The sequence below is a fragment of the Sulfurimonas sp. CVO genome, from assembly GCF_009883775.1.
GTDB lineage: Bacteria > Campylobacterota > Campylobacteria > Campylobacterales > Sulfurimonadaceae > Sulfurimonas > Sulfurimonas xiamenensis.
Genome location: NZ_CP033720.1, coordinates 1,352,986 through 1,379,646, shown reverse-complemented (window position 1 = coordinate 1,379,646; position 26,661 = coordinate 1,352,986). Strand labels below are relative to the sequence as shown.

The following is a 26,661-nucleotide window of genomic DNA, read 5'->3' as shown; positions in this document are numbered from 1 at the left end:
CTTGCTATAGTATCTTGCAATTTTATCCAAATATTATTTATAAACATCGAACACTTTTTTTTAGTTTTATAAATTCTGGTTTTAAAAGATGCTGTATGTGTATTTAAAACAGCTACCTTGAGAGTTTGTTGTTTTTGTACAAATATGAAAAAGTTTGGTACAAAGAGAGTACTTTTTCTCTATCATTTGTGCTTATATTGCTCTCAAGCTCTTTTTCTAAAGTGTGTTTTAAAAAACCATTATTATTTTTATAACCGAGTATATTCCCATATGAAAAAAGGACAAATTCACTATTTGATGTACTAAAAATAGAGTTAGATATTGTTGCGATTTCTCCGCTCCATCCTAAAAAATGCGTAAGAGTCGGTAGTATGTCCGCCTGTGATGATAGTTTTGTTATAACTTGAGGCTTTGGAAATATTTTTGGTGCATAAACTAGCAGAGGTATTCTCAAGTTCTCTAATTCCCTATTTTGTATATTTAAATTTAAGCCTTGCGTCATGTTTGTATCATCCCCGAAACCTAATGTATGATCAGCTAAAAATATAAAGATAGTGTTGTCAAACCAAGGCTCTTGTTTTGCTTTTTTCATAAAATCACCAAGAACCTCATCGCTATAGTTAAGTGTATTTAAAAAGCCATATATATTGTTCTCATTATGTGGATATTTTTCCCATCTCTTGCCTGGGCTTACAAAAGGAACATGTGTTGAAGATGTAAAAGCAAACGACAAAAAAGGCTCTCTTAACTCATTTATTTTTTTATGATAAAAATTTAGCATATTATTATCCCATGTGCCGAATCTTGGGTCTGCTCCACTTTGCTCAAGTCCTAGCTTCTCCATATCCTCGGCGCCGAAATAGTTGTCAAATCCGCTAAGCTTTGCTATAGAGTCTATACGAAAAGATTCTCTTTTTGAGCTCTGCATGGCTAAGCTTGTGTATCCGTTTTTTTTGGCAATTTCGGGGAGATATGAAATATCGCTAAGCTCTAAGCCATGCCCTAAGTACTCAAATCCAGGCATAACGCAAATACCTGTTAGGAGTGCAGTTATACCATCTATACTTCTTTGGCCATTGGCAAAAAAGTTTGTAAACATCAATCCCTCTTTTGCCAATGCATCAAAATTTTTAGTTACTTCAAAATTTGTACCTGAAAAACTATCTATATATTTTGCGCTCCAGCTCTCAAGCATGATAATAACAACATTGTGATTTTTTTTAATTTTATTTGTGGATTCTCTTAAAAGTGCAAAATTTTTATTTTTAAATGTAAATTCACTAGATTTAAGTGCATTTATACTGTTTTCAAGTGCTTTTTCTTGTGAGTAAAATGTATAGTTTTTATGCTTTTGGGAAATTGTTTTTACAATCGAAAAAGGAGTGCTTATGGCTAAATTTCCTGATTGAGAGTTATTTGACACAAAAGCATCTGAGAGCCCAAGCGGTTTGCCAGAGATATTGCTTCTTATTCCCAAAAAAATAAGAAGTGCAACAATTAGCAATGTCAATGAATCCTTTTTTAGAGACAAGTGAACAATCTCATTTTTAAAAGTCAATGCTCTTTTAAGGGCAAAAAAGAGCAGAATTTCAAAAATAAAAAAAATAAAGACCTCGTGATAGTTTTGTATAGCCATGTCTAAAACAACATGCATGTCGTTTTGCATAGCAGTTATTTCGCTTGCCATATGTCGTGAAACATACTCAAAATAGACGATGCCGGATAATTGAATTAAGACAATTACACTCAGGAGTATATACCAGACGATATAGATATATTTTTGGAATTTTTTATCATATGTAAATCTAAATGGTAAAAAGTATATTAATAAAAGCCATCCTAAAAAAATACCTATTACCGCGATATCTACTCTTGCACCCATAAAAAATGATGCAACTGTTTCATAAAATGTTAAAGATTCAAATTTGTTAAAATAAAAAAAATAGAGCAATACTCTAAGTAGAGTAAGCGTTGCTAATGATGCAATAAAAAGTGTCACAGCATTTTTAATTTTATTTGTTATTAAAGAATGCAAAATAAAAATACCATCCAAAAAATAATATGTAAGATTATACTAAACATTACAGCAGTTGCAGCTATGTCCTTTGCGCTTTTTGCAAGTGGATGAAACTCTTTTGTTATTAGGTCAACACAGTTTTCTACAGCGCTATTTATGAGCTCCACTATTAGAATCAAAAATGCACTAAAAAGCAGAATACTTTTTTGCCATAACTCAAAATCTATTAAAATTATTGCTAGAATGATAAAAGGAGCTAAAAAAAGTTCCAATCTAAAAGAGGATTCTGTTTTTAGAGCATGTAAAAGACCATCTAATGCATATTTTGTATTTTTGAAAATATGATATTTTGGTTTATTGTTCACGCAGTTCCCTTGCAATTCGTATAATTTCATCCGCTTCTATATCGCAAATAGAGAAATCGTTTTTGTTTAGTTTATAATGATTTACAATACTTTTGGATTTTACAACTCTGTTAATCGGAGTTACATACACGCGATTTGTGGGAGTCGGACCAAAAATAGTTATAGATGCAACATTGAGCCCCCATGCCATGTGAGTAGGTCCCGTATCGTTTCCTATAAGCAGAGAACATTTGGAGATAACATCTTTTAGTTCATCCAATGAGCCGCGGGGCAGCAGATGTAAAAATTCAGACTGCTCTTGCATCCATAGTGCTTTTTTGTGCTCATCTTCACTTCCCCACACTATAAAAGTGTCTGTTTTTAATGCTTCTGCGATCTCTACAAACTTCTCTTTTGGATAGTTTCTACTCTCCCAAGTTGAGCCTATGACAAATACATTAAATTTTTTTGGCAGATTTTTTACATGTGAACATGAGTACAAAAATTTCTCTTTTTCTAAAATATCATTACTTGATACTTTTACGCCAAGCGGTTCGCAAATTACGGCGACATTTCTGTCTATAGTATTTGCTTCATAGGCAATATTAACTTTTTTATCGTAAAAATAAGAAGCAATACCCTCTCTGATAGAACTTTTGTCAAATCCTGCTATTGTTTTTGCGCCTATTATTTTAGCAGTTATTGCAGATTTTAGAAGTCCCTGCGCATCTATAACGATGTCATAATTGTTTTTTGAGTAGCTCTTTAAGATTTTGTATTGAGTAAAAATAGTGCTTTTTTTCTTTTTGATAGATTTTAGATTGATTGGCAAGATGTTATCTATATGCGGATTATTTTTTAGCACATCTGAAAATGCACTCTCGACGACCCAGTCGATTTGCGAATGAGGCAGCACTTTTTTTATAAATTGCAATGCTACCATAGCATGGATGATATCTCCCATAGCGGAGAGTTTTACTATACAAATTTTCATTTTTGGATTTTACATAAAAGATGATGAAAATTAGATAAGTTAGCACTTATTTTGATTTTTTAGATAAAATTCTTTGAAAAATATTAAACGGAACAGTTATTGAAAAAAGTTTTAAAACGATATATGCCATTTATAAAAGAGTATAAATTACAATATTTTTTAGTTCTTATCGGCATACTATTGACAGTGAGTGCAACTACTGCGACGGCTCATATTATGAAGCCTTTGATGGATGAGATGTTTATAGAAAAAAAAGAGCAGATGCTTTATCTTATCCCTTTCGGGCTTGTCGGCATATATTTTTTCAAGTCAGTCGGCAGATATATGCAATCAGTTTTTATGGCCTATATCGGTCAGCATATTATCACAAGGCTTCGAGAGATACTTTTAGAAAAGATTATAAACCTAGATATGACATTTTTGTATCTCAACCGCAGCGGTGAGCTTATATCAAGGGTTACAAACGATATAGACCGCATAAGATATTTCGTTTCAAATATGCTGCCGGAGCTATTTCGTGAGAGTTTGACTGTAGTAGCGCTTGTAGGTTATGTTATATATTTAAATCCCTTACTTGCATTTTACTCTTTGGTTTTAATGCCGCTTATTATCTATCCGCTTCTTCTTATAGCTAAAAAATTAAAAAAATATTCTCGCCGTTCTCAGGAAAAAAACGCTGATGTAGTTTCGCGTTTGAGTGAAGTTTTTAATAATGCTGAGATCATAAAAGCAAATGCTACGCAAAAGTTTGAGATAAATCGATTTAGTATTGAGAACTGGAAATTTTTTAAGATAAATATGAAAGCCATATATGTTGGAGATATAGTCTCCCCTATGATGGAGATTGTTGGAGCTATGGGGCTTGCGGCGGTTATTTTTGTAGGCGGCAGAGAGGTTTATAACGGTAATATGAGTGTTGGAGAGTTTACAGCATTTTTAACCGCTGTCGGACTTGTTTTTCAACCCATCCGCCGCATAGGCACAATTTACTCAAAAATCCAAGATGCAATAGCTGCAAGTGAGAGGGTTTTTGAAGTACTGGATACTAAAAACAAGATTGTTGACGGAAACAAAGTTTTAGAAGATGATATCACGCATATAGAGTATAAAGATGTAAAGCTAAAATATGATGATTTTTACGCTCTAGACACTATAAACATAGATATAAAACAGGGGCAGAATATAGCGCTTGTCGGTGACAGCGGAGGCGGAAAAAGTACATTTATAAATATGCTTCTGCGTTTTTATGATCCAGATAGCGGCGAGGTTTTGATAAATGGCACAAATATACAAGAGTTTACGCAGGATTCGCTTAAACATCATATCTCACTGGTAACTCAGAGAATTTATATATTTCAAGATACTTTGGCGGCAAATGTCGCTTATGGCCAAGAAGTAGATGAAGATAGAGTAAAAGAAGCACTTAAACTGGCGGATGCATGGGACTTTGTAAATTCTCTTGAAAATGGAATAGATACTAAAATGGAAGAGTTTGGTTCAAACTTATCAGGCGGACAGAGACAAAGAATCGCAATTGCAAGAGCAATATATAAACATGCCTCTTTAATTCTTTTTGATGAAGCAACATCAGCGCTGGATAATGAGAGTGAGAAGAGAATACATGCTGCTCTTGATGCATATACAAAAGATAAAATCACTATAACAATTGCGCACAGACTCAGTACAATTGAGCATGCGGACATGATATTGGTAATGCAAAAAGGTAAAATTGTAGCAAGCGGAAAACATAGTGAACTTTTGGAGCATTCTGAGGTTTATCAAAGATTAGCCGGAACTTTTAAAAATTAAATTAATCAGATTTTCAACACTTTTTAGAGATAATCGCCATAATTATAAAAAATGGACTATTAATATGCTAGATTTCGCAAAATTTACAAAGTACTCAAAACCAGGGCCTCGTTATACAAGTTATCCGACAGCTTTGGAGTTTAGTGACGCTTTTGGATATGATGAATATGTACAAAAACTAGAACAGCAAGATCCATCTCGTCCTTTGAGTCTTTACTTCCACCTACCGTTTTGCAAAAATGCATGTTATTTTTGCGGCTGCAATGTTGTTTTTACCTCCAAAGAAGATAAAATGCTTCGTTACTTGGACTATTTAAAAAGAGAGTTAAAGATTCTTTCAAAACATTTAAACTGCAACAGAGAAGTGATTCAGATGCACTTTGGCGGCGGTACACCGACATTTTTCAGTGCAGCGCAGCTTGAAGAGGTGATAAAAGAGATTAAGTCTTTTTTTCCAAATTTTGTAAAAGATGCCGAAGTCAGCTGCGAGATAGATCCGCGTCATATTGATGAAGATCAGATGAGAGTTCTAAGCGAAAACGGTTTTAATCGTGTAAGTTTTGGTATTCAGGATTTTAATGAAAAAGTTCAGATTGCTATTCACAGAATTCAACCTTACGATACCACAAAAAATGCTATGGATTTGGCAAGAAAATACAATATGGTTTCAGTAAATGTTGACCTTATATACGGACTCCCTTTTCAGTCGCTTGAAACATTTAAAGAAACTTTGGAACTGGCTATTACTCTCAATCCGGACAGATTTGCAGTATTTAACTACGCGCATGTTCCTTGGATGAAAAAAACTATGCGTAAGATTGATGAGACAACGCTTCCTCTTCCGGATGAAAAACTTAAAATTTTGCAGTACACCATAGATTTTTTAACTTCAAACGGTTACAAAATGATTGGAATGGATCACTTTGCCAAACCTGAAGATGAACTTTTTAAAGCTATACAAAAAGGTGAACTTCACAGAAACTTTCAAGGCTATACTACAAAAGGCGGAGCTGATCTTATAGGGGTAGGGCTTACTTCCATCGGCGAAGGAGTAGCTCATTATGCTCAAAACTTTAAAGATATGAGAGAGTATGAAGAATCAATTGATGCTGGAAAACTTCCGTTTGAACGCGGTATTGTTCTCAATGAAGATGATCAGATTAGACAATATGTGATTATGGAGCTTATGAGTAACTTTAAGCTTGATATAAAAAGATTTGAAAAACTCTTTAACATTGAGTTTAAGAAATATTTTGCTGATGCCATAGAAGCCCTTAAGCCTTTTGAGGAGGATGAACTTTTAACTATCAGCGATGATTTTATAGAGTGCAGCCAGACAGGTACTCTGCTTATTAGAAATATTGCGATGCCGTTTGATGCTTATATGAAAAAGCATGCGGCTAACGCAAAAACATTCTCAAAAACGGTATAGCAATGGGCAAATCAGCGCAAGAGATTTTTAATTTTTCTTCTATTACTGATGATTGTATCAAGTGTGGAAAATGTATACCCGTTTGTACTATTCATGGTGTAAATGCAGATGAGGTTACCTCTCCCCGTGGTTTTTTAGATCTTTTGGGAGCGTATCAAAGGGGAAATTTAGAGCTTGATGAAAATGCCAAAGCTATCTTTGAGAGCTGCTTCTTATGTACTGCATGTGTTGAGGTTTGTCCAAAATCACTTCCTACGGATATGGTGATAGAGCAGGTTAGAGCAGACATAGGCAAAAAATTTGGCATTGCATGGTATAAAAAAGCTTTCTTCTTGCTTCTTCGCCACCGTTGGCTAAATGACTTGGCTTTTAAACTTGGCTGGGCATTTCAGACATGCGGATTTAAAATTCAAGCAGATATTGACTCAATGAGTTCACGCTTTAATCTGCCGATGTTAAAAGTAGACAGACTCCTTCCAAGCCTTAGAAAAACATCATTTTTAAATTCTCACCCGGAAAATATAAACAATGGAGGGAAGAGAAAAGTTGCTATTTTTATAGGTTGTCTGGGAAATTACAACTATGTAGATGTAGGAAATTCTCTTTTAGAGATATTAAAAGCACTTGAGATTGACGCTTTTTTGGCAAAAGATCAGAAGTGCTGCTCCGCGCCTGCCTATTTTACAGGCGATTTTGATACGGTTGATTATAATGCAAAGTTTAATATAGAGTATTTTGAGAGTTTTTCAAAGGATGTAGAAGCAATTATAGTTCCAGAGGCTACATGCAGCGCTATGTTAAAGATAGATTATGAGCACTATTTTCATGATCAGCCTGAGTGGAAAGCAAGAGCTGTTGCGTTAAAAGATAAAATTTTTATGGCAACAGAGTGGCTTGAGAAACATACACATCTTAATGAACTTTTAGAGTCTAAGAAAAAAGATTCAAAGATAGTTACATATCACGATCCGTGCCATGCCAAAAAAATGCAAGGCATTCATCAAGAGCCAAGAAATCTTATCAGCAAAAATTACAATATTGTTGAGATGAGTGATCCAAATACATGCTGCGGATTTGGCGGGGTGACTATGCAGAGTGAGAAGTATCATTTTGCAAAAGCGGCAGGAATTCCAAAAGCAGATATGATTAAAAAAACAAATGCAGATGTGGTAAGCGCAGAGTGCAGTGCCTGCAGAATGCAAATTAATGCATCAATGAACTATGTAGACGCAAAAACTGTATTTAAAAATCCTATTGAGCTTATCGCCGAAGCCTTGAAAGACTAAACTTTTTATGTCATCATGGAATAACATATATAAAACATTTGATCCAGTAGCTTTTCATATCTTTTCACTGCCGGTTCATTGGTATGGAATCATGTATGTTTTGGCACTTCTAAGCGCTCTTTATATCGGAAAATATTTTATTAAAAAAGATAATCTTGATTTTGGCGCCAAAGGGATAGACCTCTATTTTATCTATGTGGAGATCGGCGTTATTTTGGGTGCCAGACTCGGTTATATACTCTTTTATGACACACAGACGATTTACTATCTTTCGCATCCGTGGCAGATATTTAATCCTTTTGTTAATGGCGAATTTGTGGGAATCCGGGGGATGAGCTACCACGGCGCTGTTTTGGGTTTTCTTATAAGTAGCTATCTTTACTCTAGAAAGCATAAGATTGCTTTTGGCAAAATAATGGATTTGGTGGCCATCAGTGTTCCTTTGGCTTTTGTCTTTGGACGGATAGGAAACTTTTTAAACCAAGAGCTTATCGGACGGGAAACAGATGTACCATGGGGGATTTTGGTAGATGGTGTGCTTCGTCATCCATCACAGCTTTATGAAGCTGTTTTGGAAGGTATTGGTGTTTTTATAGTTGTCTATATCTATAAAAAATATCAAAAATTCAGCGGAGAATTGGTTTTGGTATATGCAATAAGTTATGGACTTTTCCGCGCAATTGCGGAGATTTGGCGAGCACCCGATATTCAGATAGGATATGTATGTTGTGATGCTGTAACACAAGGACAGGTTATGAGTTTGGCTATGAGCTTTTTAGGTGTAGCAGCATGGTTTTATTTTAAAAAGAGAAATATAAAAATTTAAATATCTTTGTTTTTGCTTTTGTCTTTTTCATTTTTTCGCAAATCTTTATCTTTTTTAACAGAACTTCTCCATAAATGATTTACAAGATAATAAGCTAAAGAGGAGACGGTTATGGAGTAAAAAGCTGTTCCGACATAGAGCGGTATAAAGATATTGCCGATATTTTTGCTAAACCACTCTATATTCATCTCAACGGATGTCATCTCCATTCCCAAGAAAAAACTTCCTGTTAAATACTCCATATAGTACATTGCAGGCATGGTAAAAGGGTTGCTGAGCCAGCATATGGCAAGCGCAATCGGTACATTGAATTTTAAAAATGGTATAAATGCCACAACTGCCAACATCTGCATAGGCATTGGTATAAAAGCAATAAAAAATCCTATAAAAACTGCTCTTGATACCATCCTTCTATTTGCTGATAAGTAATCTGTCGGTATTTTATATTTTTGAATAAGAGTTTTTAATTTTTCACTCGCACTTATGTTTTTAAATGTTTTTCTAATCATCATTTATACCATTGTTAAATATGCGGGGATTATATCTATACAAAGCTTATATTTCTAGTAATATATAATTTTAATATAATAAAGTTACGAAGCTTGTTTAGCTCAAGTAATATAAGAGATATTTGATTCTGCTGTTGAAGTAGGTTTTGCTGTTGCAATGCGTAATGCCAGATATTATGATAAAATTTCATTATAAAAATATAAAGTGGGTAAATAATGTCATTTGAAAAATTAGGAGTTATAAAACCTCTTCTTAATGCTATAAAAGATTTGGGATATGAAAAACCTACAGTTATACAAACAAGAGCAATTCCGTTAGTCTTGGCAAAGAGCGATGTTTTTGCAACAGCTCAAACAGGAACTGGCAAAACTGCTGCATTTGGACTTCCTATGCTGCAAAGACTTAGAAAAACATCTGCAGATCAAAACAGAGTGCTAAGAGGGATTATACTCTCTCCGACAAGAGAGCTCTCTTTGCAGATATATGACGACTTGCAAAAATATGCAAAAAATATGACCTTAAATATTGCCGTATTAGTCGGAGGAAAAGATCTTGAAACACAGCAGAGACTATTAAAAGATGGAGTTGATATTATAATTGCAACTCCAGGCAGAATAATTGAACATGTAGGAAAAGGGCTTGATATCTCACATGTAGAAATTTTTGTCCTAGATGAAGCTGATAGAATGTTGGATATGGGCTTTGTAAAAGAGATAAAAACCATCTATCCGCTTTTGCCAAAAAGACATCAAACGCTTCTTTTTTCAGCAACATATAGCGATAAAGTGAGAAAACTTTCAAAATTAATCCTTACAAAACCTGCATTTATAGAGGCTTCAAAGAAAAATTCAACAGTTGATACGATAAATCAGGTAGCATATTTAGTTGATACAGATAAAAAAGCATCGCTTTTAGCTTATATTATTGGTTCAAGAAATTTTAGACAGGTTTTAGTTTTTACTAGAACAAAAGCAAGTGCAGATGAGCTTGTTGTAGAACTTAAGAAAGATGGGCTTAAATGCGGAGTTATTCATGGAGATAAAACGCAAGCCAACAGACTAAAAACGCTGAGCGAATTTAAAGAGGGAAAAATCAGGGTTCTTGTTGCAACTGATATTGCTTCTAGAGGTTTGGATATAGAGGAGCTGCCTTTTGTTATAAACTATGAGCTTCCTTCAATTCCTGAAGATTATGTTCATAGGGTAGGGCGAACCGGCCGTGCCGGAAGAGAGGGAGAAGCCATCTCCTTAATCGATATTTATGAAAAGTATGACATAAAAGAGATAGAGAGACTTATAGGGATTAAAATCCCTCAGGAAACAGTTGAAGGGTTTGAACCTGATCCTACTATAAGAAGAAAAGATCAAGATGAGATAAAACTAAAGAGTGAACATAAAAAAATAGAGCAAAAGAGATCAAAAAAGCCTTATAAAAAACCAGAAAAAGCTCAAAAAAGCGCAACCTACAAAAAACCTGTTACAACAAAAAAAAGAAAAACAACAAAACGAGACAGATAGAATTTGTTAGAAATTTTATATAGAGATGAATTTTTAATAGCTATTAACAAGCCCTCAGGACTTTTAGTTCATCGTTCCCCTATTGACAGGCATGAAACTCTATTTGCTGTGCAGATGCTTCGTGATCAAATAGGTCAATTTGTTTATCCGATTCATCGTTTGGATAAGCCGACTTCTGGAGTTTTACTTTTTGCTCTGGATAAAGAGAGTGCAAAAATTATGGGTGAGCAGTTTCGCACAAAAGAGAGTAAAAAAAGCTATATTGCTATAGTTAGAGGTTATACTGATGAGAGTGGCTTTATAGAGCATCCTCTTAGTGTAAAGCTTGATAAAATTGCAGATAAAGATAATAGTTCTGTAACAAAAGAGGCGCAAGATGCAGCGACTGAGTATGAAAGAATTGCAACAGTAGAACTTTCTTATCCAGTCGGAAAGTATGATAAAACCCGCTACTCACTGGTAAAATTAAAACCGCTAACGGGCCGAAAACATCAGCTTCGCCGCCACATGAAGCATATATCACACCATATTTTAGGCGATACAAAGTATGGAAGAGGCGAACATAATAAGTTTATACGCCAAGAGTTTGATTGCCATAGAATGCTTCTGCATGCTAATGAACTTCAAATCAGACACCCTTATACAAATGAAGTGCTTATTATTCAAGCTCCGTTAGACGATGCATTTAAAACTTTATGTAGCTCGTTTGGTTGGCAAATATAATAAATTTTGTATAATCACAATTAAATAATACAGAGGAGTTGAGATGGATGCAATTTATCCATACGCACATATCATACATTTGATTTTAGCGATTATGTTTTTAGGGTATGTTTTTACCGATTTTATAATGATTTCAGCACTTAAAAATAAGTTTGGTAAAGAGACGGATGAGAAAATAAATCAAATATTGGGAGCAAAAAGTTTTAAAATTTTTCCTATTTCACTTCTATTTATAGTTTTAACAGGAGGTGTTATGATGTCAAAATACATCAATACAAATGCAGGTTTTTTTGAAACTGATTTGCAAAAAATGCTTGTTATTAAAATAACTTTGGCGTCGATAATTGTTTTAGGAGTACTTTTTAATATTTTTACTAAAATAACAAAGCGCAAAAAGTCTCTTTTTATGCAAGAGCATTTTCATAAAGTTGTTTTATTTTTAGGATTTTTTATCATTATACTTGCAAAAATGATGTTTAGCGCGTAACTATTTTGCGGACAGTTAAATGAGCAAGATCAAAGTTATAACTGTTCTGCTTGGCGCAATTATGCTATTTACAATTATGACAAAAGAGAGAGATTCTAACTCTTTGCACATAAAACTGCACAGTGATGCTACGATACTCGCCTTTGGCGACAGTATCACCTACGGCTTCGGTGTTGCAGAAGAAGATAGCTACCCCGCACAGCTTCAAAAAAGAACAGGTATCCGTGTCATAAAGGGCGGCGTCTCAGGCGAGGAATCATCTGAAGGATTAGAGAGGCTTCCTAAGCTTTTGGAACAAAAACCAGATTTAGTCATACTCTGCCATGGCGGAAATGATATTATCCGGAAGCGTTCAGATGAGAAGTTAAAAACAAACCTTACCAAGATGGTGGAGATCATAAAGGCGAGCGGAGCTGAGGTTCTGCTTGTTGGAGTTCCAAATTTCGGTCTGCTGGGATTTAGTACACACTCCATCTACGCTGAGGTCGCTAAAGAGACAGAGGTCTTTTTTGAAGAGGATGTTCTCTCAAAAGTGTTATCAAAGAACGAGCTCAAGATCGACTATATTCATCCGAATGCAAAAGGATATAAGATCATTGTAGATGCAGTTGTGAAATATTTGAAAACAGTTGAGTAGATTTTCTATTTATAACTGACACGCTTTGGGCACAGTTAAAAAATAAATCTTGTGAAAGTTCGTATTTATGGGGTTTTAAATGTAGTGGCTCCGGATACTGGATTCGAACCAGTGACCAAGTGATTAACAGTCACCTACTCTACCGCTGAGCTAATCCGGAATCTTAAAAAATGGTGTCAAAGGCGAGACTTGAACTCGCGACCCCCGGCTTATGAGACCAGTGCTCTAACCAGCTGAGCTACCCTGACATCTTTTAAGAGGCAGAATTGTATCCATTTAAAACTTTAATTTACCTAAGAGAAAGAAAAAAACAATTAAAAAACGAAAAACAACAACACTATCAATAAACTTGAGTAAATTTAATAAATAGACTTTAGTTATATCGACTAAGGTCATTGACTTTGTTACCATTTTTTTAGTAGTATTGCGCTTGTAAATCATATTATTTAAGGAGTTTAAATGAATTTTCAACCATTAGGCAAAAGAGTCCTAGTAAAAAGAGTAGAAGAGGCAAATACTACAAGCAGCGGTATTATTATTCCTGATAATGCACAAGAGAAACCTTCAAAAGGTGAAGTTGTGGCTGTTAGCTCCGAAGTGAATGAAATAGCGTCTGGCGATATAGTAGTTTTTGGAAAATTTTCCGGCAATGAAATTTCGTTAGATAGTGAAAAATTTTTAGTTTTAGAGACAGAAGATATTTTTGGAATAGTAAAGTAAATTTAAAGGATTTTTAATGGCAAAAGAGATAATTTTTTCAGACAATGCAAGAAATGCGTTAGCTCGCGGTGTTGCAAAACTAACAGATGCGGTAAAAGTAACAATGGGACCTCGCGGTCGTAATGTTTTAATCCAAAAGAGTTACGGTAATCCTGTAATCACAAAAGACGGTGTTTCAGTAGCAAGAGAGATTGAGTTAAAAGATAAACTAGAAAATATGGGTGCTACACTTGTTAAAGATGTTGCTTCAAAAACTGCTGATGAGGCGGGAGATGGAACAACTACGGCAACTGTTTTAGCAAATGCAATTTTTTCTGAAGGTCTTAGAAACATCACGGCGGGTGCAAATCCTATCGAAGTTAAACGCGGTATGGATAAAGCATGCGAAGCAATTTTGGCAAATCTAAAAGCATCTAGTAAAATAGTAAATGGTAAAAAAGATATTGCTCAAGTTGCGACTATCTCTGCAAACTCAGATAAGCAGATCGGAAATATGATTGCTGAAGCTATGGAAAAAGTTGGACAAGACGGTGTTATAACTGTTGAGGAAGCTAAAGGTATTGTTGATGAGCTTGATGTAGTTGAAGGTATGCAGTTTGACCGCGGGTACCTAAGTCCTTACTTTATAACAAATACTGAAAAGATGATAGCAGAGATTGAAAACCCTTGGATTTTGCTAGTTGACAGTAAAATCACTTCACTCAAAGATCTGCTTCCGGTTTTAGAACAAGTTCAAAAAACTTCTCGTCCGCTTCTAATTATTGCCGAAGATGTGGAAGGTGAAGCGCTTTCAACACTGGTTGTAAATAAGCTTCGCGGTGTTTTAAATATCTCTGCAGTAAAAGCTCCAGGTTTTGGAGACAGAAGAAAAGCAATGCTTCAAGATATTGCAATCTTAACTGCGGGTACGGTAATATCAGAAGAGACAGGACATACTTTAGAGGGTGCAAGTATAGATATGCTTGGACAAGCTGCTCGTGTTGTAATAGATAAAGATAATACTGTAATCGTAAACGGCGCTGGAAAAGCTGAAGATGTGCAAAAAAGAATATCTGAAATTAAAATTCAGATGGAATCAACTACAAGCGAGTATGATAAAGAGAAACTTCAAGAGCGTTTGGCAAAACTAAGCGGCGGTGTAGCAGTCATTAAGGTTGGTGCGGCAAGCGAGACTGAGATGAAAGAGAAAAAAGATAGAGTTGATGATGCGCTTTCAGCTACCAAAGCTGCTGTTGAAGAGGGAATTGTGATCGGCGGTGGCGCTGCTCTTGTTCGTGCTGCTTCAAAAGTAAATCTTGACCTTGAGGGTGATCAAAAAATAGGTTGCGAGATAATTCTACGCGCTATCAAAGCTCCACTCAAGCAGATTGCTACAAATGCAGGCTATGATGCAGGTGTAGTAGTAAATGCAGTTGAGAGTGCGACAAATGAAAACATTGGATTTAACGCTGCAACAGGTGAATATGTTGATATGTTTGAAGCAGGAATTATTGATCCGCTAAAAGTAGGGCGCGTTGCTCTTACAAATGCTACTTCTATTTCAAGTCTTCTTTTAACAACAGAAGCTGCTATTTATGAACTTCCTGAAGAGAAGCCTGAAGCTCCTGATATGAGTGGAATGGGCGGAATGCCGGGGATGATGTAAAAGCCTAAAATCGTGATTTTTTCACGATTTTAGTTTTCAAATTTTTTTTAAGTAGTTAATTATTTAAATTTGTATAGAATCTTTTAATATAAAAATAAAAGGTATCTTGTGAAAATAAAAAATAGTATGTATCTATTTCAGATAATATTTTCACTTTTTATCTTCTTCTGTTTGGCAATCTCTTACACAACTTATAAAAACTATTATTTAAATGATTTAGACGAATATATTGATAAAGAGATAGAACTTTATCAAAAATATCTATCATCCTCTTTAAAATTAGTCTCCTTAAAGTATGAAGGAAACAAAAATATTTTTTATAATATACATGAAAAAGCGCTGCAAATATTAAAAAAAAATCCTGATACGGATTTGGCAACTTTAAAAAAAGAGTTGCAAAATGAGTGCAAATTAAAAAATTTTGAAATAGAGGCTTTTTTAATTGATGAAAATTATAAAATTTTCGACACAACATTTACTCAAGATATGGGGCTTAATCTCTCAATTATAGTAGAAGCAAAAGAGTATTTAGATAGAACCAAAAAAGATGGCAATATCTATATTGCAAATAATGTCTCCGAAGATGCTTTAGATGGAAAATATAAACTTTACTCCTATTCAAAATTAAAAGAGGGAGTTTTTTTAGAGTTAGGATTTGTAGATACTGAATTTCATAACAATATTTTTAATGCTTTAGACAAAAATTTAGATTTAAAACTTTACAGAGTAACATCCGTAAATGGATTTCAATACTATTATGATATTGCTAAAAGAGATAGTTATATATCAAAAAAGGAATATTATCAAAGTTTAAAAAAATTTGATATAAATAAACAAAGCAGCGATAAAATAATCAACACAGCAAGAGAAAAAAAGATAATAAAAGATACACAAGGGAAGATAATCAGAGTTTATGTGCCTATACTTGATTATAGAAAATTTGTTAATTCATTTTGGCAGTATGATATTGTTATTAGTTTTGATATTGATATAAGTAAAAAAATAGAAACGCTAAAAAAATTTGAAAACATCATTATAATTTTTTTGACATTTATGTTTATGTTTTTGACATTTATGTTTTATTGGTTAAATAAAAATTTTACTCAACCGATTAAAGAGATAGAAAATGCAATGACCGCTTCAAAACTAGTTGATAACATTAAAAATGAGAATGAGATAGGGCATATAGCGCAAGCATACAATAAACTGCTTACAAACTTACATAATAAAATAAAGAAAAATAGAGAGTTGATTCGTATTGATTTTTTAACAAAAGCGAAAAATCGAAAAGCATATCATGAAAATGTTTTAGAACTTCTATCTCTTTATAAAAGATATCAGATACCATTTTCAATTATGCTCTTTGATATTGATAATTTTAAAGAAGTTAATGACACATATGGTCATAGTGTCGGCGACGATGTTTTAAAAGATATCACAAGGCTGGTAAAGTCTGAGATTAGGGAGAGTGACTTTTTATATAGAGTTGGCGGAGAAGAGTTTGTTGTTCTTTTCCCTCAAACTTCTTTACAAAGTGCAAAAAAAGTTGCTGAAAAAATAAGAAAAATTATACAAAACAATCTTAATACCATAGAAAATAGAACAATTACCGTAAGTATAGGAGTGTGTGAAGTTGAAGCGGATGATATAGGAGATTCTCTTTATAAAAAAGTTGACCAGCTGCTCTACAAATCAAAAAAGAGCGGAAAAAACAGAGTTTGTTGCGAATGATGAAAAAAGAGATTTTAGAGCGTTATGAGAGAGCTGATAGCGGAGAGATAATTATTGATGTTTCAACGCAGAAAGTGGAAGATTTATATAGCAAATTTGATAAAAAATCTCACTTTTTAAAAAAAGATCTTAATCAAGATTTGGTAGAGTATATCATTGATTGCGCTATGGAAATTGGGGAAGAAAAATTTATAATATGTTTTAATTTTGAATCACAGATAGAAGATACATCTGCTTTAAAACTTCAAAATAGCGTTAATAGATTTTTTTTATATCTGCAAGAACATGAGCGCACAAAAATGAAGGACATGCTTAAAAAATCAGTAACTCTGCTTTTTATAGGAGCATTTATAGCTACAATTTCTGTGTTTATGCATCAAAGTGAGTTAATGAATAGAAGTATCGGATATGCCGTTATGGCAGAAGGATTAACAGTTGCCGCATGGGTCTCTTTATGGGAAGCTTTAGCCACTTTTTTGATTAAATGGGTGCCTTATAAAAAGAAAATTTCACTCTATAAACGCATCGCAAATGCTAAAATCAGGTTTAATTTTAATGCTAAATAAATTTTAAAACCAGTTCCTGAATAAATCAGGTTCCAGTTTTATCTAGCTTGCTTTATAGCTTCAAGGGCTGCTTCATAGTTGGGTTCAGCCGTAACCTCTTTTACAATCTCTTTATAAACGATAGTTCCGCTTCTGTCAATCACAAAAACAGCTCTTGCGCTTAATCCTTTTAGCTTATTGTCATCCATTAGAACACCATAGGCTTTACTTACATTTTTGTCTAGATAATCACTCGCTACTGCAAGGTTTTCAATGCCGCTGGTTGTACAAAAACGCTCTGAAGCAAACGGCAAATCCATTGAGACAACTGTTGTTTCGCAGATATCCAGGTTGTTTACATCTTCGTTAAATCTTCTTGTTTCAGCAGCACATGTGTCTGTATCAAGAGAAGGAACGGTTATAAGCAGCTGTATTTTATCTTTTGCTCCGCCGATTTCTACACTGTTCAAGTCAGTTCCTATTGCATTGACAATCGGTGCTTTGTCTCCTACACCAACTGCATCGCCTGCTAAATTTACGATTGAGCCTTTGAACATTGTTGTTTGCATAAATATTCCTTAGATTTTTTTTAATTATGTTATCATAAAAATTATGTAATTTATCTTTTATTATTTGAATTTTAAATACAATTGTAAAAATTTAACAACAAGAGTATATATGCAAAACCCTTTTGAAACAGATCAAATTAAAAATTATCTACTTTTTTATGTAGGTATAGTTGCAATAATGGTTCTATTTTTTATTGCAACCACTCTTTTTCATGATACAAAAGATATTGAAAAGAAAGTATTTAACATAGAACAAAATAGCATAAAATCCACAGATACAAGAGAAAAAGAGGAGCAAGACCCCATAAAAAGCAGGTTTAAGCTTTTAGATAAAACTTATTGATCTTCTTTTGTAACTATGTATAGCTGCTCGTGATTTAAACTCTTTAGTATATCCATTACTGCAACAAAATCTTGAAATTTAGATTCTTTATCGCTTCTAAGAACAACTGTCTGCTCTTTTGAAATTGTAGAGAGTTCTGTTTCAAGTGCTTTTAGATCAACTCTTTTCTCTTCGATAAAAAGTTCTCCTTTAGCATTTATATAAATGGTCACCTCTTTTTTCAATTCTTCTTTTGTTGATGCTTTTGCAGTTGGAAGCTCAATGGGAATAAGGCCCTTGTTTACAAATGTTGCTGTTGTTAAAACCATAACTAAAAGAACAAGCATGATATCGATAAAAGGAATAACATTTATCTCATCAAATCTTTTTCTCTGTTTTTTACATTTTGCCATGATTAGTTACTTGCTTTTTCTTCTTGATTTACATCAAATATAGTCAATATTTTCTCTACTTTGCGAAGCAGTATAGTATAAGCGACTATTGCCGGCATTGCAACAATAAGTCCCATGGCAGTAGCTTTAAGAGCAAGAGCAAGACCTACCATGATTTTTTTAGCATCTATAGCACTGGCGTCACCCATTGTATAAAAGGTAAGCATTATCCCGATAACAGTTCCCAAAAGACCGACATAGGGCGCATTGGAGCCTATCGCACTTATAACACTTATGTTATTTGTCAAATCCATCTCTAAAATATCTCTATGCGTATATTTTTCAACATCTACGGTACTGTAAAACATCATTCTCTCTATAAAAAGCCAAAGAGTAACAATACTCATAAGAACAAGAAGACCTATGACTCCATAATCTAGAGCTGTTTCCGAATACGCTAAAATATTTTTTTCCATTAATTTTCCTTAAATTTTAATATAACTACTGTTCCTATATTAGGTTTTGATCTAAACTTTAAAACAATATTGTTTGTATCGCAAAATCTTTTTACCATACCGAGCCCTATTCCAAAACCTTTTATGTTTTCATTGCTTTGGTAGTAATCATCAAAAATTCTTAAAAGTTCCATTTCATCAATTCCGCAACCATAATCTTGTATATAGAGAGCAGAATCCTGCAATTTTATACTTATTTTGTGAATATTTTGTGAATATTTCACTGCATTGTCTATAAGATTGTCAATTACTTTTGATAAACCTACTTTATCATTGTAGATTTGTGTAGGTTCAACCAAAAGATCAAATTCTATATGAGGAAAAATATGCTTAATAAATTCAACTCTGCTTTTTAAAAGTTCATCGAGATTTATTATCTCATATGTTACATTTGAACTTTGCAATTTTATCATATAGTCAAGTTCATTATATCTTTGTTGAAGCATTTCACATGCATTTTCAATTCTTGAAATTCTTTTTATATCTTTATCACTGTTTAAATTCTTTTTTAACATATGGATATTTGTCATAATAGTGCTGATAGGAAGGTTTAGTTCATACAGCGTCTCTTTTGATAAATTTTGAAGATTTGTTACATGCTCAACAAGTGGATCTATTGAGAGCTTGGCAAGGATAATTCCTGCAAAAGCAATTAAACAAAGCAGTATAAGAAGTAACAAAAGAATATTTTCTATTTTTATAATTTCTATAAAATAGTATAAGATAGTAACTATAGAAATAGCAGTTAAGAGATAATAAACAAAAACAATAATGCGAAGATTACGAAACAAGCTTGTATCCTATGCCTCGAATATTTTCAATAGTTACTTCAGGAATCATTTGTTTTATGCGATTTACATAAACTCTTAGTGCCCCGTCGCTGGCTTTTTCGTTATGGCTCCACAGCTCATTTAAAATCAGTTCTTTTGGTACAGTGTTGTTTATATGCTTCATAAGGAGTGCAAGTAGTTCATACTCTTTTTTTGAGAGTTCTAACTCTTCATTTTTATATAAAATGCGTTTATGAATATAATCATTGCATAATAAACCTATACATTCAATATTGTTGGATGTGGCTCTTTTTAAGAGTGCTTTTATGCGAAGAAGCAACTCTTTTGTATTAAACGGCTTGATTAAAAAATCGTCTCCGCCGCATAAAAAGCTTTTTTCCAGCATCTCTTTATCTTTATGTGAAGTTAAAAAAATGGCAGGAGTATTGTCGTTTGAGTCTCTTAACTCTTTTAAAAGAGTTGTTCCATTTATAAGCGGAACATTGATATCAAGAAGATAGAGATCAAATTTTTGTGAAAATGTAATATCCATAGCACTCTGCCCATTTGGGACATGAACAACTTCAAATCCACTCTCTTCGAGCAAATCCACAAGAGTTTCTGCAAAAAGCATATCATCTTCAAGCAATAAAATTTTACTCAATGCTTTGAATTGCCCAGTTTATAATTTTATCGCTGTACATAGGAACAACACCGTTATAATCTTTAGGTACAAGAAAAGGTCGTTTCTCTAAAATAACCTCTTTAAATTCAGGGCAGATTCCATATATGTTTTGTGCATTGTCGCTGACAAATGCTTGAAGATTCTCAAGCTTGTTATACTGTTCAAAAATTTCACATAAAAGCTGAAGCGCTATAGGTGCGGTAAAGATTCCGGCTGCACATCCAGCGCTCTCTTTCTTCTCTCTCGAGTGCGGTGCAGAGTCTGAGCCGAACATAACTTTAGGATGTGCTTCAAGTGCAACTGAGAGAAGTGCATCCAAATCTTCTGGGCGTTTAGCTATTGGTTTGCAAAAATTATGAGGCATCATCATGCCGCCTATTACATCATCAAGCGTTAGAAGCAGGTGATGAACGGTTATGGTCGCATAAAGATTTTTATATTTGTCTAACATATCCACAGCCGCCTTAGTTGTGATATGCTCCATTATGATTTTTAAGTTTGGAAAATTTTTGGCAAGCAGTTCATAAACACTCATAAATTCTGCTTCTCTATCCATAACAAAGCCGTCAGTCTCTCCATGAACACAAAGAGGAATTCCTAAATCACTCATCGCCTCAAGCGTTTCACGCATCTCTTCAATATCAAAAGATGAAACGCCTCCCTCTGAATTTGTTGTAATTCCTGCAGGATAAAGCTTTATGGCCGTTATATGTTCAGCTATGCCTGTTAAAAATTTTCTATCGTAATTTTTATAAAAAAGTGTCATATATGGTTCAAAAAAATCATTTGGAATTGTTGCCATAATTCGCTCTTTGTAAGCTTTTAAACTTTCAAGGCTGTCAACTGGAGGGACTAGGTTTGGCATAACCAACCCTCCGCTAAAGCTATAAGCACTTAGAGGAGCAACATTTTCAAGCATTACACCGTCTCGAAGATGCAGATGCATATCAAGAGGCATTAAAAGAGTATGAGTTTTCATTATTTTCCTTCAGTAAATCGGTCTATTTCTTTTTAATTGTATCAAAAATCATCTATTTTATAAAGATTCTTTTGCTTTAATAATCAAATCGTTTATCGCTTTTTCATAGAGTTTGACCTCTTTTTGCGAGGTTGATTCAAAGCGGGTGACTAAAACCGGCGTTGTGTTTGAAGCGCGAACAAGTCCCCATCCATGCTCAAAATTTATGCGAACACCATCAACATCAATAATGTTTTTGATGGCAGGAAATGATTCTGGAGGGCTTTTTAGAAGCTCTTTAACTTTGTCGATGATTTTAAACTTCTCGCTCTCTGTCGTGTGAACTTTTATCTCCTCTGTTGAGAAGACTTTCGGAAGTTTTGCAAGTTCATCATCCAAATTTATTCCATCATTTATAAGCTCTAGCATTCTAAGAGTTGCATAGATGGCATCATCATAACCAAAGTAGCGATTTTTGAAAAATATATGTCCGCTTACTTCACATGCAAGATCTGCATTTGTCTCCTGCATCTTTACTTTTAGATTAGAGTGACCGGTTTTATACATAATGACTTTGGCACCGCGGCGTTCAAGCTCATCATACATAACTTGCGAGCATTTTACTTCACCTACAACGGTCGGCTTATCCATTTTCATCGCAAATAAAAGAGCCATCATATCGCCTTTTATATTGTTTTTATGCGTTAGTACTGCAATTCTGTCAGCATCTCCGTCATAAGCAAAAGCGATGTCGCCTTCTTCTTCTAAAAGCTTTTTGACATCTTCTAGGTTATGCTCATCCGTTGGATCTGGATGATGGTTTGGAAAAGTACCGTCAGGCTCAACATATAGCCCTTTTGTATTGAGATTCAAAGCGCTGAATATCTTCTCTGTCACAACTCCGGCTACGCCGTTTCCGCAATCGTAAACAATTTTTGTCGGCATATTTTTTAGATGTTGAAACTCATTGACTAAAAAGTCAATATATCTTGTGAGAGCATCTATTTTTGTGACATCTCTTTCTGTTTTTGGAGGAAGGTTCATCTCTTCACATTCTCGCCCAAGAGCATAAATCTCTTCTCCAAAAAAAGGTGCTTTGTTTATGGTGATTTTAAAACCATTGTATTCACTTGGATTGTGTGAACCTGTAATCATTACTGAAGCAGAGGGAGTAATTCCGTCAAACTCGTTGTAGTTGCAAAAGTAGTTAACGGGAGTCGGAACAAGCCCCATATCGAGTACTTTTTTGCCTCCGGCATTGAGCCCCTGAACCAAATACTCAAAGAGGATAGGGGAGTGGTTTCTGGCATCATAACCGACAGCCACATATTCACCCTCTATTTTAGAAGCCAGTGCATAACCTATACGAACAACACTCTGTTCATTTAACTCTTTTTCGTAAATCCCTCTTATGTCATACTCTCTGTAAATACTCACTTTTTTGCCTTTTGTGGTTGTATAAATGTAATTTTACAATAAATCACTTTAGAATCATATAATCAATACTATTAGAAATTGAAATAGTTGTTTTTTAAAAAAAAATATATCTTGTTTAGCACCTAATATTTTTTTTCAATTTTACCAAAGAGAGATTTGTTATAATGAAAAGAATTTCAATATAATAAAGGTCGTTTATGAATCTCTTTTTAAAATTTTTTACACTTGTTTTTTTCCTGTTTTTTTCATCTCAGTTGAGTGCTCAAAACAGTGTAAGTGAAACCACTGACAAGTCACTGGAGAAGCCTTTGGTTGAGAGATATATTTTAGATGAGTTAAAAGATTTGCGTGTCGAAACCATAAAATTGAAAGCAGATGTTGAAAAAAGGCTCTCTAGAGCTGAGATAGAGCAGACTGACAGAGCTGCAAGATATATAACAGATACAATAGGAAATGTTTTTTATCTTATAGCGGCTGCTACATCCATACTTATTTTTGCCGGTTGGAACTCTCTTAGAGATATTAGAAGTAAAACTGAAAAAATTGTCGAAGAGAGAATCGACACTATTACAAAAAAGTACAACACTCAACTTGAAGCTTTGCAAAACACACTCTCTCAGCAGTCAAAAAAGATACTTGACAATCAAAACAAAATCTACAACACCCAATATATTCACTCCTTGTGGATGCGCTCAAATTTAGAGACAAATCCACAGTCAAGAATAGATATTTATGATGAAATTTTAAAGATAAATGATAATGATGCTGAAGTTTATGCTTATAAAGCGGATGCTGTTTTGGATATGGATGAGTATGAGTGGGCGCTGAGTCTTAGCAACAAAGCCATAGAGATAGACCCTCAGTATGGGTATGCTTATTGGCAGCGGGCATGTGCAAATGCAGTTCTTGGCAACAAACATCAAGCCATAGAAGATCTTCAGACGGCAGTAGAGAACTCGCCGCAGTTAAAAGATGAAATCAATAATGAAAAATTATTTGAAAATATAAAAGAGAGTGAAGAGTTTAAGAAGGTTGTCGCGCTTTTTAATTAATAAAAGCTGAGATGCCAATATGCTATTATTGCAAAAAAATAAAGAGAAATTATGAGCGAAGCAAAAACAATTTATCTAAAAGATTATAAAGCACCGGAGTTTACTGTAAAAACATGCGATTTGGTTTTTGAACTCTTTGAAGAGTATACGCAGGTTACAAATCTTATGCAGATTGTAAAAATGGATAAAAGTGCTAAAGACTTGGTGTTAGACAGTGTTGAATTAGAATTGGTCGAGATTCATTTAAATGATGTAAAACTTGAAGAGGAGAGATATGTTGTTGAAAAAGAGAGTTTAAGAGTTTTAGATGTGGAAGATGAGTTTAAACTTATCATTATTAATAAAATTTATCCGCATCGAAACAGTGAACTTGAAGGACTCTATAAATCTGGCAACATTTTTTGTACACAAAATGAACCTGAGGGCTTTAGAAGAATAACTCCTTATATAGATCGCCCTGATGTAATGGCGGTGTTTAAAACTACGCTGGTGGCTTCAAGAGAAAAGTATCCGGTACTTCTTAGCAACGGAAATACTGAATCAAACTTTAAACTTGATGACGGAAGACATGGCGTTACATGGAGTGATCCATATCCAAAACCCTCCTACCTTTTTGCTTTGGTAGCAGGAGATTTGGGTGTTGTAAAAGATAAGTATATTACTGCAAGCGGGAAATATGTAAGATTAAATATTTACACTGACAAAGGGAATGAATCCAAATGCAAACATGCTATGAAATCTTTAAAAGAAGCGATGCAGTGGGATGAAGAAAAATATGGCAGAGAGTATGATTTGAGCCTTTACAATATTGTTGCGGTTGATAGTTTCAATATGGGAGCAATGGAGAACAAAGGACTTAATATTTTTAACTCTGCTTATGTTTTAGCGGATGAAGATACGGCTACTGATGCCAACTTTATGGGTATTCAAAGTGTTATTGCGCATGAGTATTTTCACAACTGGACGGGAAATAGAATTACATGCAGGGATTGGTTCCAATTAACTCTAAAAGAGGGGCTTACAGTATTTCGCGACCAATGCTTTTCTGCAGATTTAAACTCAAAAGAGGTGCAGCGCATAGAGGATGTAAAAGCTCTTAGAGAGCGACAGTTTGTTGAGGATAACTCTCCTATGGCGCATCCGATTCAGCCTGATTCTTACATGGCGATAAATAACTTTTATACGGCAACTGTATATGAAAAGGGCGCTGAGGTTATCCGCATGCTGCATACTCTTTTAGGAGAGCAAAAATACCGTAAAGCGATGGATCTCTATTTTGATACATTTGATGCTCAGGCTGTACGCACAGATGATTTTTTATGGGCGATGAGTAAAGCCGGCGAGATGAATCTCGAACAGTTTAAGAGATGGTACCATCAGTCAGGCACGCCAAAGTTGGATGTAGATGAAAAATTTGAAGACGGTACTTATACTCTTACTCTTATACAGAAAATACCTCATGCAGTAGATGGCAGTGAGCAGAAACCACACTTTTTTCCTTTAAAGATTGGACTTTTGGATGAGAGCGGAAAAGAGATTTTAGAAAAAACGCTTCTTATCTCAAAAGAGAAAGAGGAGTTTCTATTTAAAACCTCTTTTAAGCCCGTTTTGTCTATAAATAGAGACTTCTCTGCCCCTATTATTATTGATCAAAAAGAGACTCATTATGGATTTTTGATGAAGCATGATACAAATAGTTTTGCCAAGTATGAAGCAGCGCAATTGTTTGGTATCCAAATTATAGAATCTCTTATGCAAGGCAATGATATAAATGATGAGTATGTAAGAGCTTATGGGCATATTTTAGAGAGTGATTTAGATATTTCTTATAAAGCTCTGTTGCTTGAGCTCCCAAGTATATCTGCGCTGATGCAGAGACAAAATGTTGTTGATTTTGAACTTATTTATGATGCGATAGAGAAGCTTCAAAAACATTTGGCGTCACTTTATAAAGAGAAACTTTTAGAGATATATAGTAAATTTCATAATCCTTTATGCGTAGATCTTGATGCAAATAGCATAGGGAGCAGAAGTATAAAAAATCGTTGTTTAAAACTTCTTTCGTCACTAAAGAGTGATGAAGTTGCAGTGATGGCAAATGAGCAGTACAGCAATTCACTAACTATGACAGACAAAGTTGCAGCACTTGATATTTTAGAAAATATATCGTCTGAGTATTCTGCTGTTGCATTTAAGCATTTTCACGACAAATATAGACAAAATACACTTGTTATGAATAAATATTTCTCTCTTTTAGCGGCTTCTCATAGAGAGGGTACCTTAGAGCGTGTAATCGCGCTTCAAAAGGATGCGGCATACAATGAACTTGTGCCAAACTTGGTTCGCTCTCTTGTTGGAACATTTACTCGAAACTATAAATATTTTCATGCAAAAGATGGAAGCGGATATAAATTTGTAGCAGATAAAATTATAGATATAGATAAAATAAATCCGCAGATGGCTTCATCTCTTGCCGGAGCATTTAAAATCTATAAAAAATTAAATGTTCAAAACAAAAAAATGATGAAAGTAGAGTTAGAGCGTGTAGTTTCTACACACTCTCTTTCAAAAAATGTTTATGAAATTGTAAGTAAAATTATAAAAAATCAATAATTTTTTTTATAATAAAAGGGCAAAAACTCCCAGAAATAGGACTTTTTCTTTCTGTTATAATTACAAAGAATAATAATTATTTCTTATTTTATAGATGATATTTCCATTTTTTTTGATATCATAGA

At 34.1% G+C, this 26,661-nt stretch carries 26 protein-coding genes and 2 tRNA genes; 15 read left to right on the top strand and 13 right to left on the bottom strand.

All coding sequences use genetic code 11. The annotated features are described in order from the left end of the window. Positions 1-112: 112 nt before the first annotated feature. Genes CVO_RS06925 through waaC form a run of 3 tightly spaced genes read right to left on the bottom strand, consistent with a single transcriptional unit; the run spans position 113 to position 3,355 of the window. Positions 113-2,035 carry an LTA synthase family protein gene (locus CVO_RS06925; RefSeq protein WP_159571127.1) on the bottom strand — a complete coding sequence of 641 codons (1,923 nt, stop codon included), beginning with the start codon at positions 2,033-2,035 and terminating at the stop codon, positions 113-115. Next, entirely contained in the window at positions 2,023-2,382 is a 360-nt protein-coding gene (locus tag CVO_RS06920) for a diacylglycerol kinase (protein WP_152298917.1), read from the bottom strand. Before CVO_RS06920 ends, CVO_RS06925 begins: the two co-directional genes overlap by 13 nt. Continuing rightward, entirely contained in the window at positions 2,372-3,355 is a 984-nt protein-coding gene (gene waaC, locus CVO_RS06915) for a lipopolysaccharide heptosyltransferase I (RefSeq protein ID WP_159571124.1), read from the bottom strand. The genes CVO_RS06920 and waaC overlap by 11 nt, the downstream gene beginning before the upstream one ends. A gap of 123 nt (positions 3,356-3,478) precedes the next feature. On the opposite strand from waaC, the gene CVO_RS06910 reads away from it, so the two are divergent. The 4 genes from CVO_RS06910 to lgt all read left to right on the top strand — a co-directional run bounded on the left by CVO_RS06910 (position 3,479) and on the right by lgt (position 8,708). After that, positions 3,479-5,164: an ABC transporter ATP-binding protein gene (locus tag CVO_RS06910; protein WP_159572193.1), complete on the top strand. Its 1,686-nt coding sequence runs from the start codon at positions 3,479-3,481 to the stop codon at positions 5,162-5,164. Positions 5,165-5,228: 64 nt separating this feature from the next. After that, complete coding sequence (gene hemN / locus CVO_RS06905; protein WP_159571121.1) at positions 5,229-6,596, top strand: oxygen-independent coproporphyrinogen III oxidase; 1,368 nt, start codon at positions 5,229-5,231, stop codon at positions 6,594-6,596. Positions 6,597-6,598: 2 nt separating this feature from the next. Then, a complete protein-coding gene (locus CVO_RS06900) occupies positions 6,599-7,882 on the top strand; it encodes a (Fe-S)-binding protein (RefSeq protein ID WP_159571118.1) in 1,284 nt (427 codons plus the stop codon). Positions 7,883-7,889: 7 nt separating this feature from the next. Further along, a complete protein-coding gene (lgt, locus tag CVO_RS06895; RefSeq protein ID WP_159571115.1) occupies positions 7,890-8,708 on the top strand; it encodes a prolipoprotein diacylglyceryl transferase in 819 nt (272 codons plus the stop codon). On the opposite strand, the gene CVO_RS06890 is transcribed toward lgt, so the two are convergent. Then, positions 8,705-9,220: a DUF2062 domain-containing protein gene (locus CVO_RS06890; protein WP_349636689.1), complete on the bottom strand. Its 516-nt coding sequence runs from the start codon at positions 9,218-9,220 to the stop codon at positions 8,705-8,707. The genes lgt and CVO_RS06890 overlap by 4 nt on opposite strands. 213 nt (positions 9,221-9,433) lie before the next feature. Here CVO_RS06890 and CVO_RS06885 point away from each other — a divergent pair, with 213 nt between their 5' ends. From CVO_RS06885 to CVO_RS06870, 4 genes are read left to right on the top strand one after another with little or no spacing between them, the layout of a single operon-like run. Next, on the top strand, positions 9,434-10,735 hold the full coding sequence (locus CVO_RS06885; protein WP_159571112.1) for a DEAD/DEAH box helicase: 1,302 nt from the start codon (positions 9,434-9,436) through the stop codon (positions 10,733-10,735). A 3-nt stretch (positions 10,736-10,738) separates the two neighbouring features. Continuing rightward, complete coding sequence (gene truC, locus CVO_RS06880; protein ID WP_152298925.1) at positions 10,739-11,458, top strand: tRNA pseudouridine(65) synthase TruC; 720 nt, start codon at positions 10,739-10,741, stop codon at positions 11,456-11,458. 43 nt (positions 11,459-11,501) lie between these two features. Continuing rightward, on the top strand, positions 11,502-11,945 hold the full coding sequence (locus CVO_RS06875) for a hypothetical protein (protein ID WP_159571109.1): 444 nt from the start codon (positions 11,502-11,504) through the stop codon (positions 11,943-11,945). Between the two features lie 19 nt (positions 11,946-11,964). Further along, positions 11,965-12,582, top strand: coding sequence for an arylesterase (locus CVO_RS06870; RefSeq protein WP_159571106.1), 618 nt, complete (start codon positions 11,965-11,967; stop codon positions 12,580-12,582). 85 nt (positions 12,583-12,667) lie between these two features. On the opposite strand, the gene CVO_RS06865 is transcribed toward CVO_RS06870, so the two are convergent. Together CVO_RS06865 and CVO_RS06860 are read right to left on the bottom strand one after the other, a co-directional pair. Beyond that, positions 12,668-12,742, bottom strand: a tRNA-Asn gene (locus tag CVO_RS06865). 11 nt (positions 12,743-12,753) lie between these two features. Further along, positions 12,754-12,830 (bottom strand) — tRNA-Met (locus tag CVO_RS06860). Positions 12,831-13,041: 211 nt separating this feature from the next. On the opposite strand from CVO_RS06860, the gene groES reads away from it, so the two are divergent. The 4 genes from groES to CVO_RS06840 all read left to right on the top strand — a co-directional run bounded on the left by groES (position 13,042) and on the right by CVO_RS06840 (position 17,244). After that, complete coding sequence (groES, locus tag CVO_RS06855) at positions 13,042-13,302, top strand: co-chaperone GroES (RefSeq protein ID WP_152298954.1); 261 nt, start codon at positions 13,042-13,044, stop codon at positions 13,300-13,302. A gap of 16 nt (positions 13,303-13,318) precedes the next feature. Beyond that, entirely contained in the window at positions 13,319-14,947 is a 1,629-nt protein-coding gene (groL, locus tag CVO_RS06850) for a chaperonin GroEL (protein ID WP_152298955.1), read from the top strand. Positions 14,948-15,055: 108 nt separating this feature from the next. Then, a complete protein-coding gene (locus CVO_RS06845) occupies positions 15,056-16,678 on the top strand; it encodes a sensor domain-containing diguanylate cyclase (protein ID WP_159571103.1) in 1,623 nt (540 codons plus the stop codon). Then, positions 16,675-17,244 (top strand): hypothetical protein, encoded by a 570-nt coding sequence (locus tag CVO_RS06840; protein ID WP_241690948.1) that lies wholly within the window; start codon positions 16,675-16,677, stop codon positions 17,242-17,244. Before CVO_RS06845 ends, CVO_RS06840 begins: the two co-directional genes overlap by 4 nt. A 38-nt stretch (positions 17,245-17,282) precedes the next feature. On the opposite strand, the gene tpx is transcribed toward CVO_RS06840, so the two are convergent. After that, positions 17,283-17,792: a thiol peroxidase gene (gene tpx / locus CVO_RS06835; protein WP_152298958.1), complete on the bottom strand. Its 510-nt coding sequence runs from the start codon at positions 17,790-17,792 to the stop codon at positions 17,283-17,285. Between the two features lie 109 nt (positions 17,793-17,901). Between tpx and CVO_RS06830 the strand changes: the two genes are divergently transcribed. Then, the gene (locus tag CVO_RS06830; protein WP_152298959.1) at positions 17,902-18,135 is read left to right on the top strand and encodes a hypothetical protein; all 234 of its coding nucleotides are present in this window, start codon (positions 17,902-17,904) and stop codon (positions 18,133-18,135) included. Here the strand turns inward: CVO_RS06830 and exbD are convergent. Genes exbD through CVO_RS06800 form a run of 6 tightly spaced genes read right to left on the bottom strand, consistent with a single transcriptional unit; the run spans position 18,129 to position 22,871 of the window. Then, the gene (gene exbD / locus CVO_RS06825; RefSeq protein WP_159571100.1) at positions 18,129-18,527 is read right to left on the bottom strand and encodes a TonB system transport protein ExbD; all 399 of its coding nucleotides are present in this window, start codon (positions 18,525-18,527) and stop codon (positions 18,129-18,131) included. The genes CVO_RS06830 and exbD overlap by 7 nt on opposite strands. Positions 18,528-18,529: 2 nt before the next feature. After that, on the bottom strand, positions 18,530-18,982 hold the full coding sequence (gene exbB, locus CVO_RS06820; protein ID WP_152298961.1) for a TonB-system energizer ExbB: 453 nt from the start codon (positions 18,980-18,982) through the stop codon (positions 18,530-18,532). Further along, positions 18,982-19,812: a sensor histidine kinase gene (locus tag CVO_RS06815; protein WP_159571097.1), complete on the bottom strand. Its 831-nt coding sequence runs from the start codon at positions 19,810-19,812 to the stop codon at positions 18,982-18,984. The genes exbB and CVO_RS06815 overlap by 1 nt, the downstream gene beginning before the upstream one ends. Then, positions 19,802-20,455 (bottom strand): response regulator transcription factor, encoded by a 654-nt coding sequence (locus CVO_RS06810; protein ID WP_159571094.1) that lies wholly within the window; start codon positions 20,453-20,455, stop codon positions 19,802-19,804. Before CVO_RS06810 ends, CVO_RS06815 begins: the two co-directional genes overlap by 11 nt. Beyond that, on the bottom strand, positions 20,448-21,455 hold the full coding sequence (gene pyrC, locus CVO_RS06805) for a dihydroorotase (RefSeq protein ID WP_152298964.1): 1,008 nt from the start codon (positions 21,453-21,455) through the stop codon (positions 20,448-20,450). The genes CVO_RS06810 and pyrC overlap by 8 nt, the downstream gene beginning before the upstream one ends. 57 nt (positions 21,456-21,512) lie before the next feature. Next, complete coding sequence (locus tag CVO_RS06800; RefSeq protein WP_152298965.1) at positions 21,513-22,871, bottom strand: phosphomannomutase/phosphoglucomutase; 1,359 nt, start codon at positions 22,869-22,871, stop codon at positions 21,513-21,515. 197 nt (positions 22,872-23,068) lie between these two features. On the opposite strand from CVO_RS06800, the gene CVO_RS06795 reads away from it, so the two are divergent. Beyond that, entirely contained in the window at positions 23,069-23,923 is an 855-nt protein-coding gene (locus tag CVO_RS06795) for a tetratricopeptide repeat protein (protein WP_152298966.1), read from the top strand. Between the two features lie 51 nt (positions 23,924-23,974). After that, positions 23,975-26,536: an aminopeptidase N gene (pepN, locus tag CVO_RS06790; protein ID WP_159571091.1), complete on the top strand. Its 2,562-nt coding sequence runs from the start codon at positions 23,975-23,977 to the stop codon at positions 26,534-26,536. Positions 26,537-26,661: the final 125 nt, after the last annotated feature.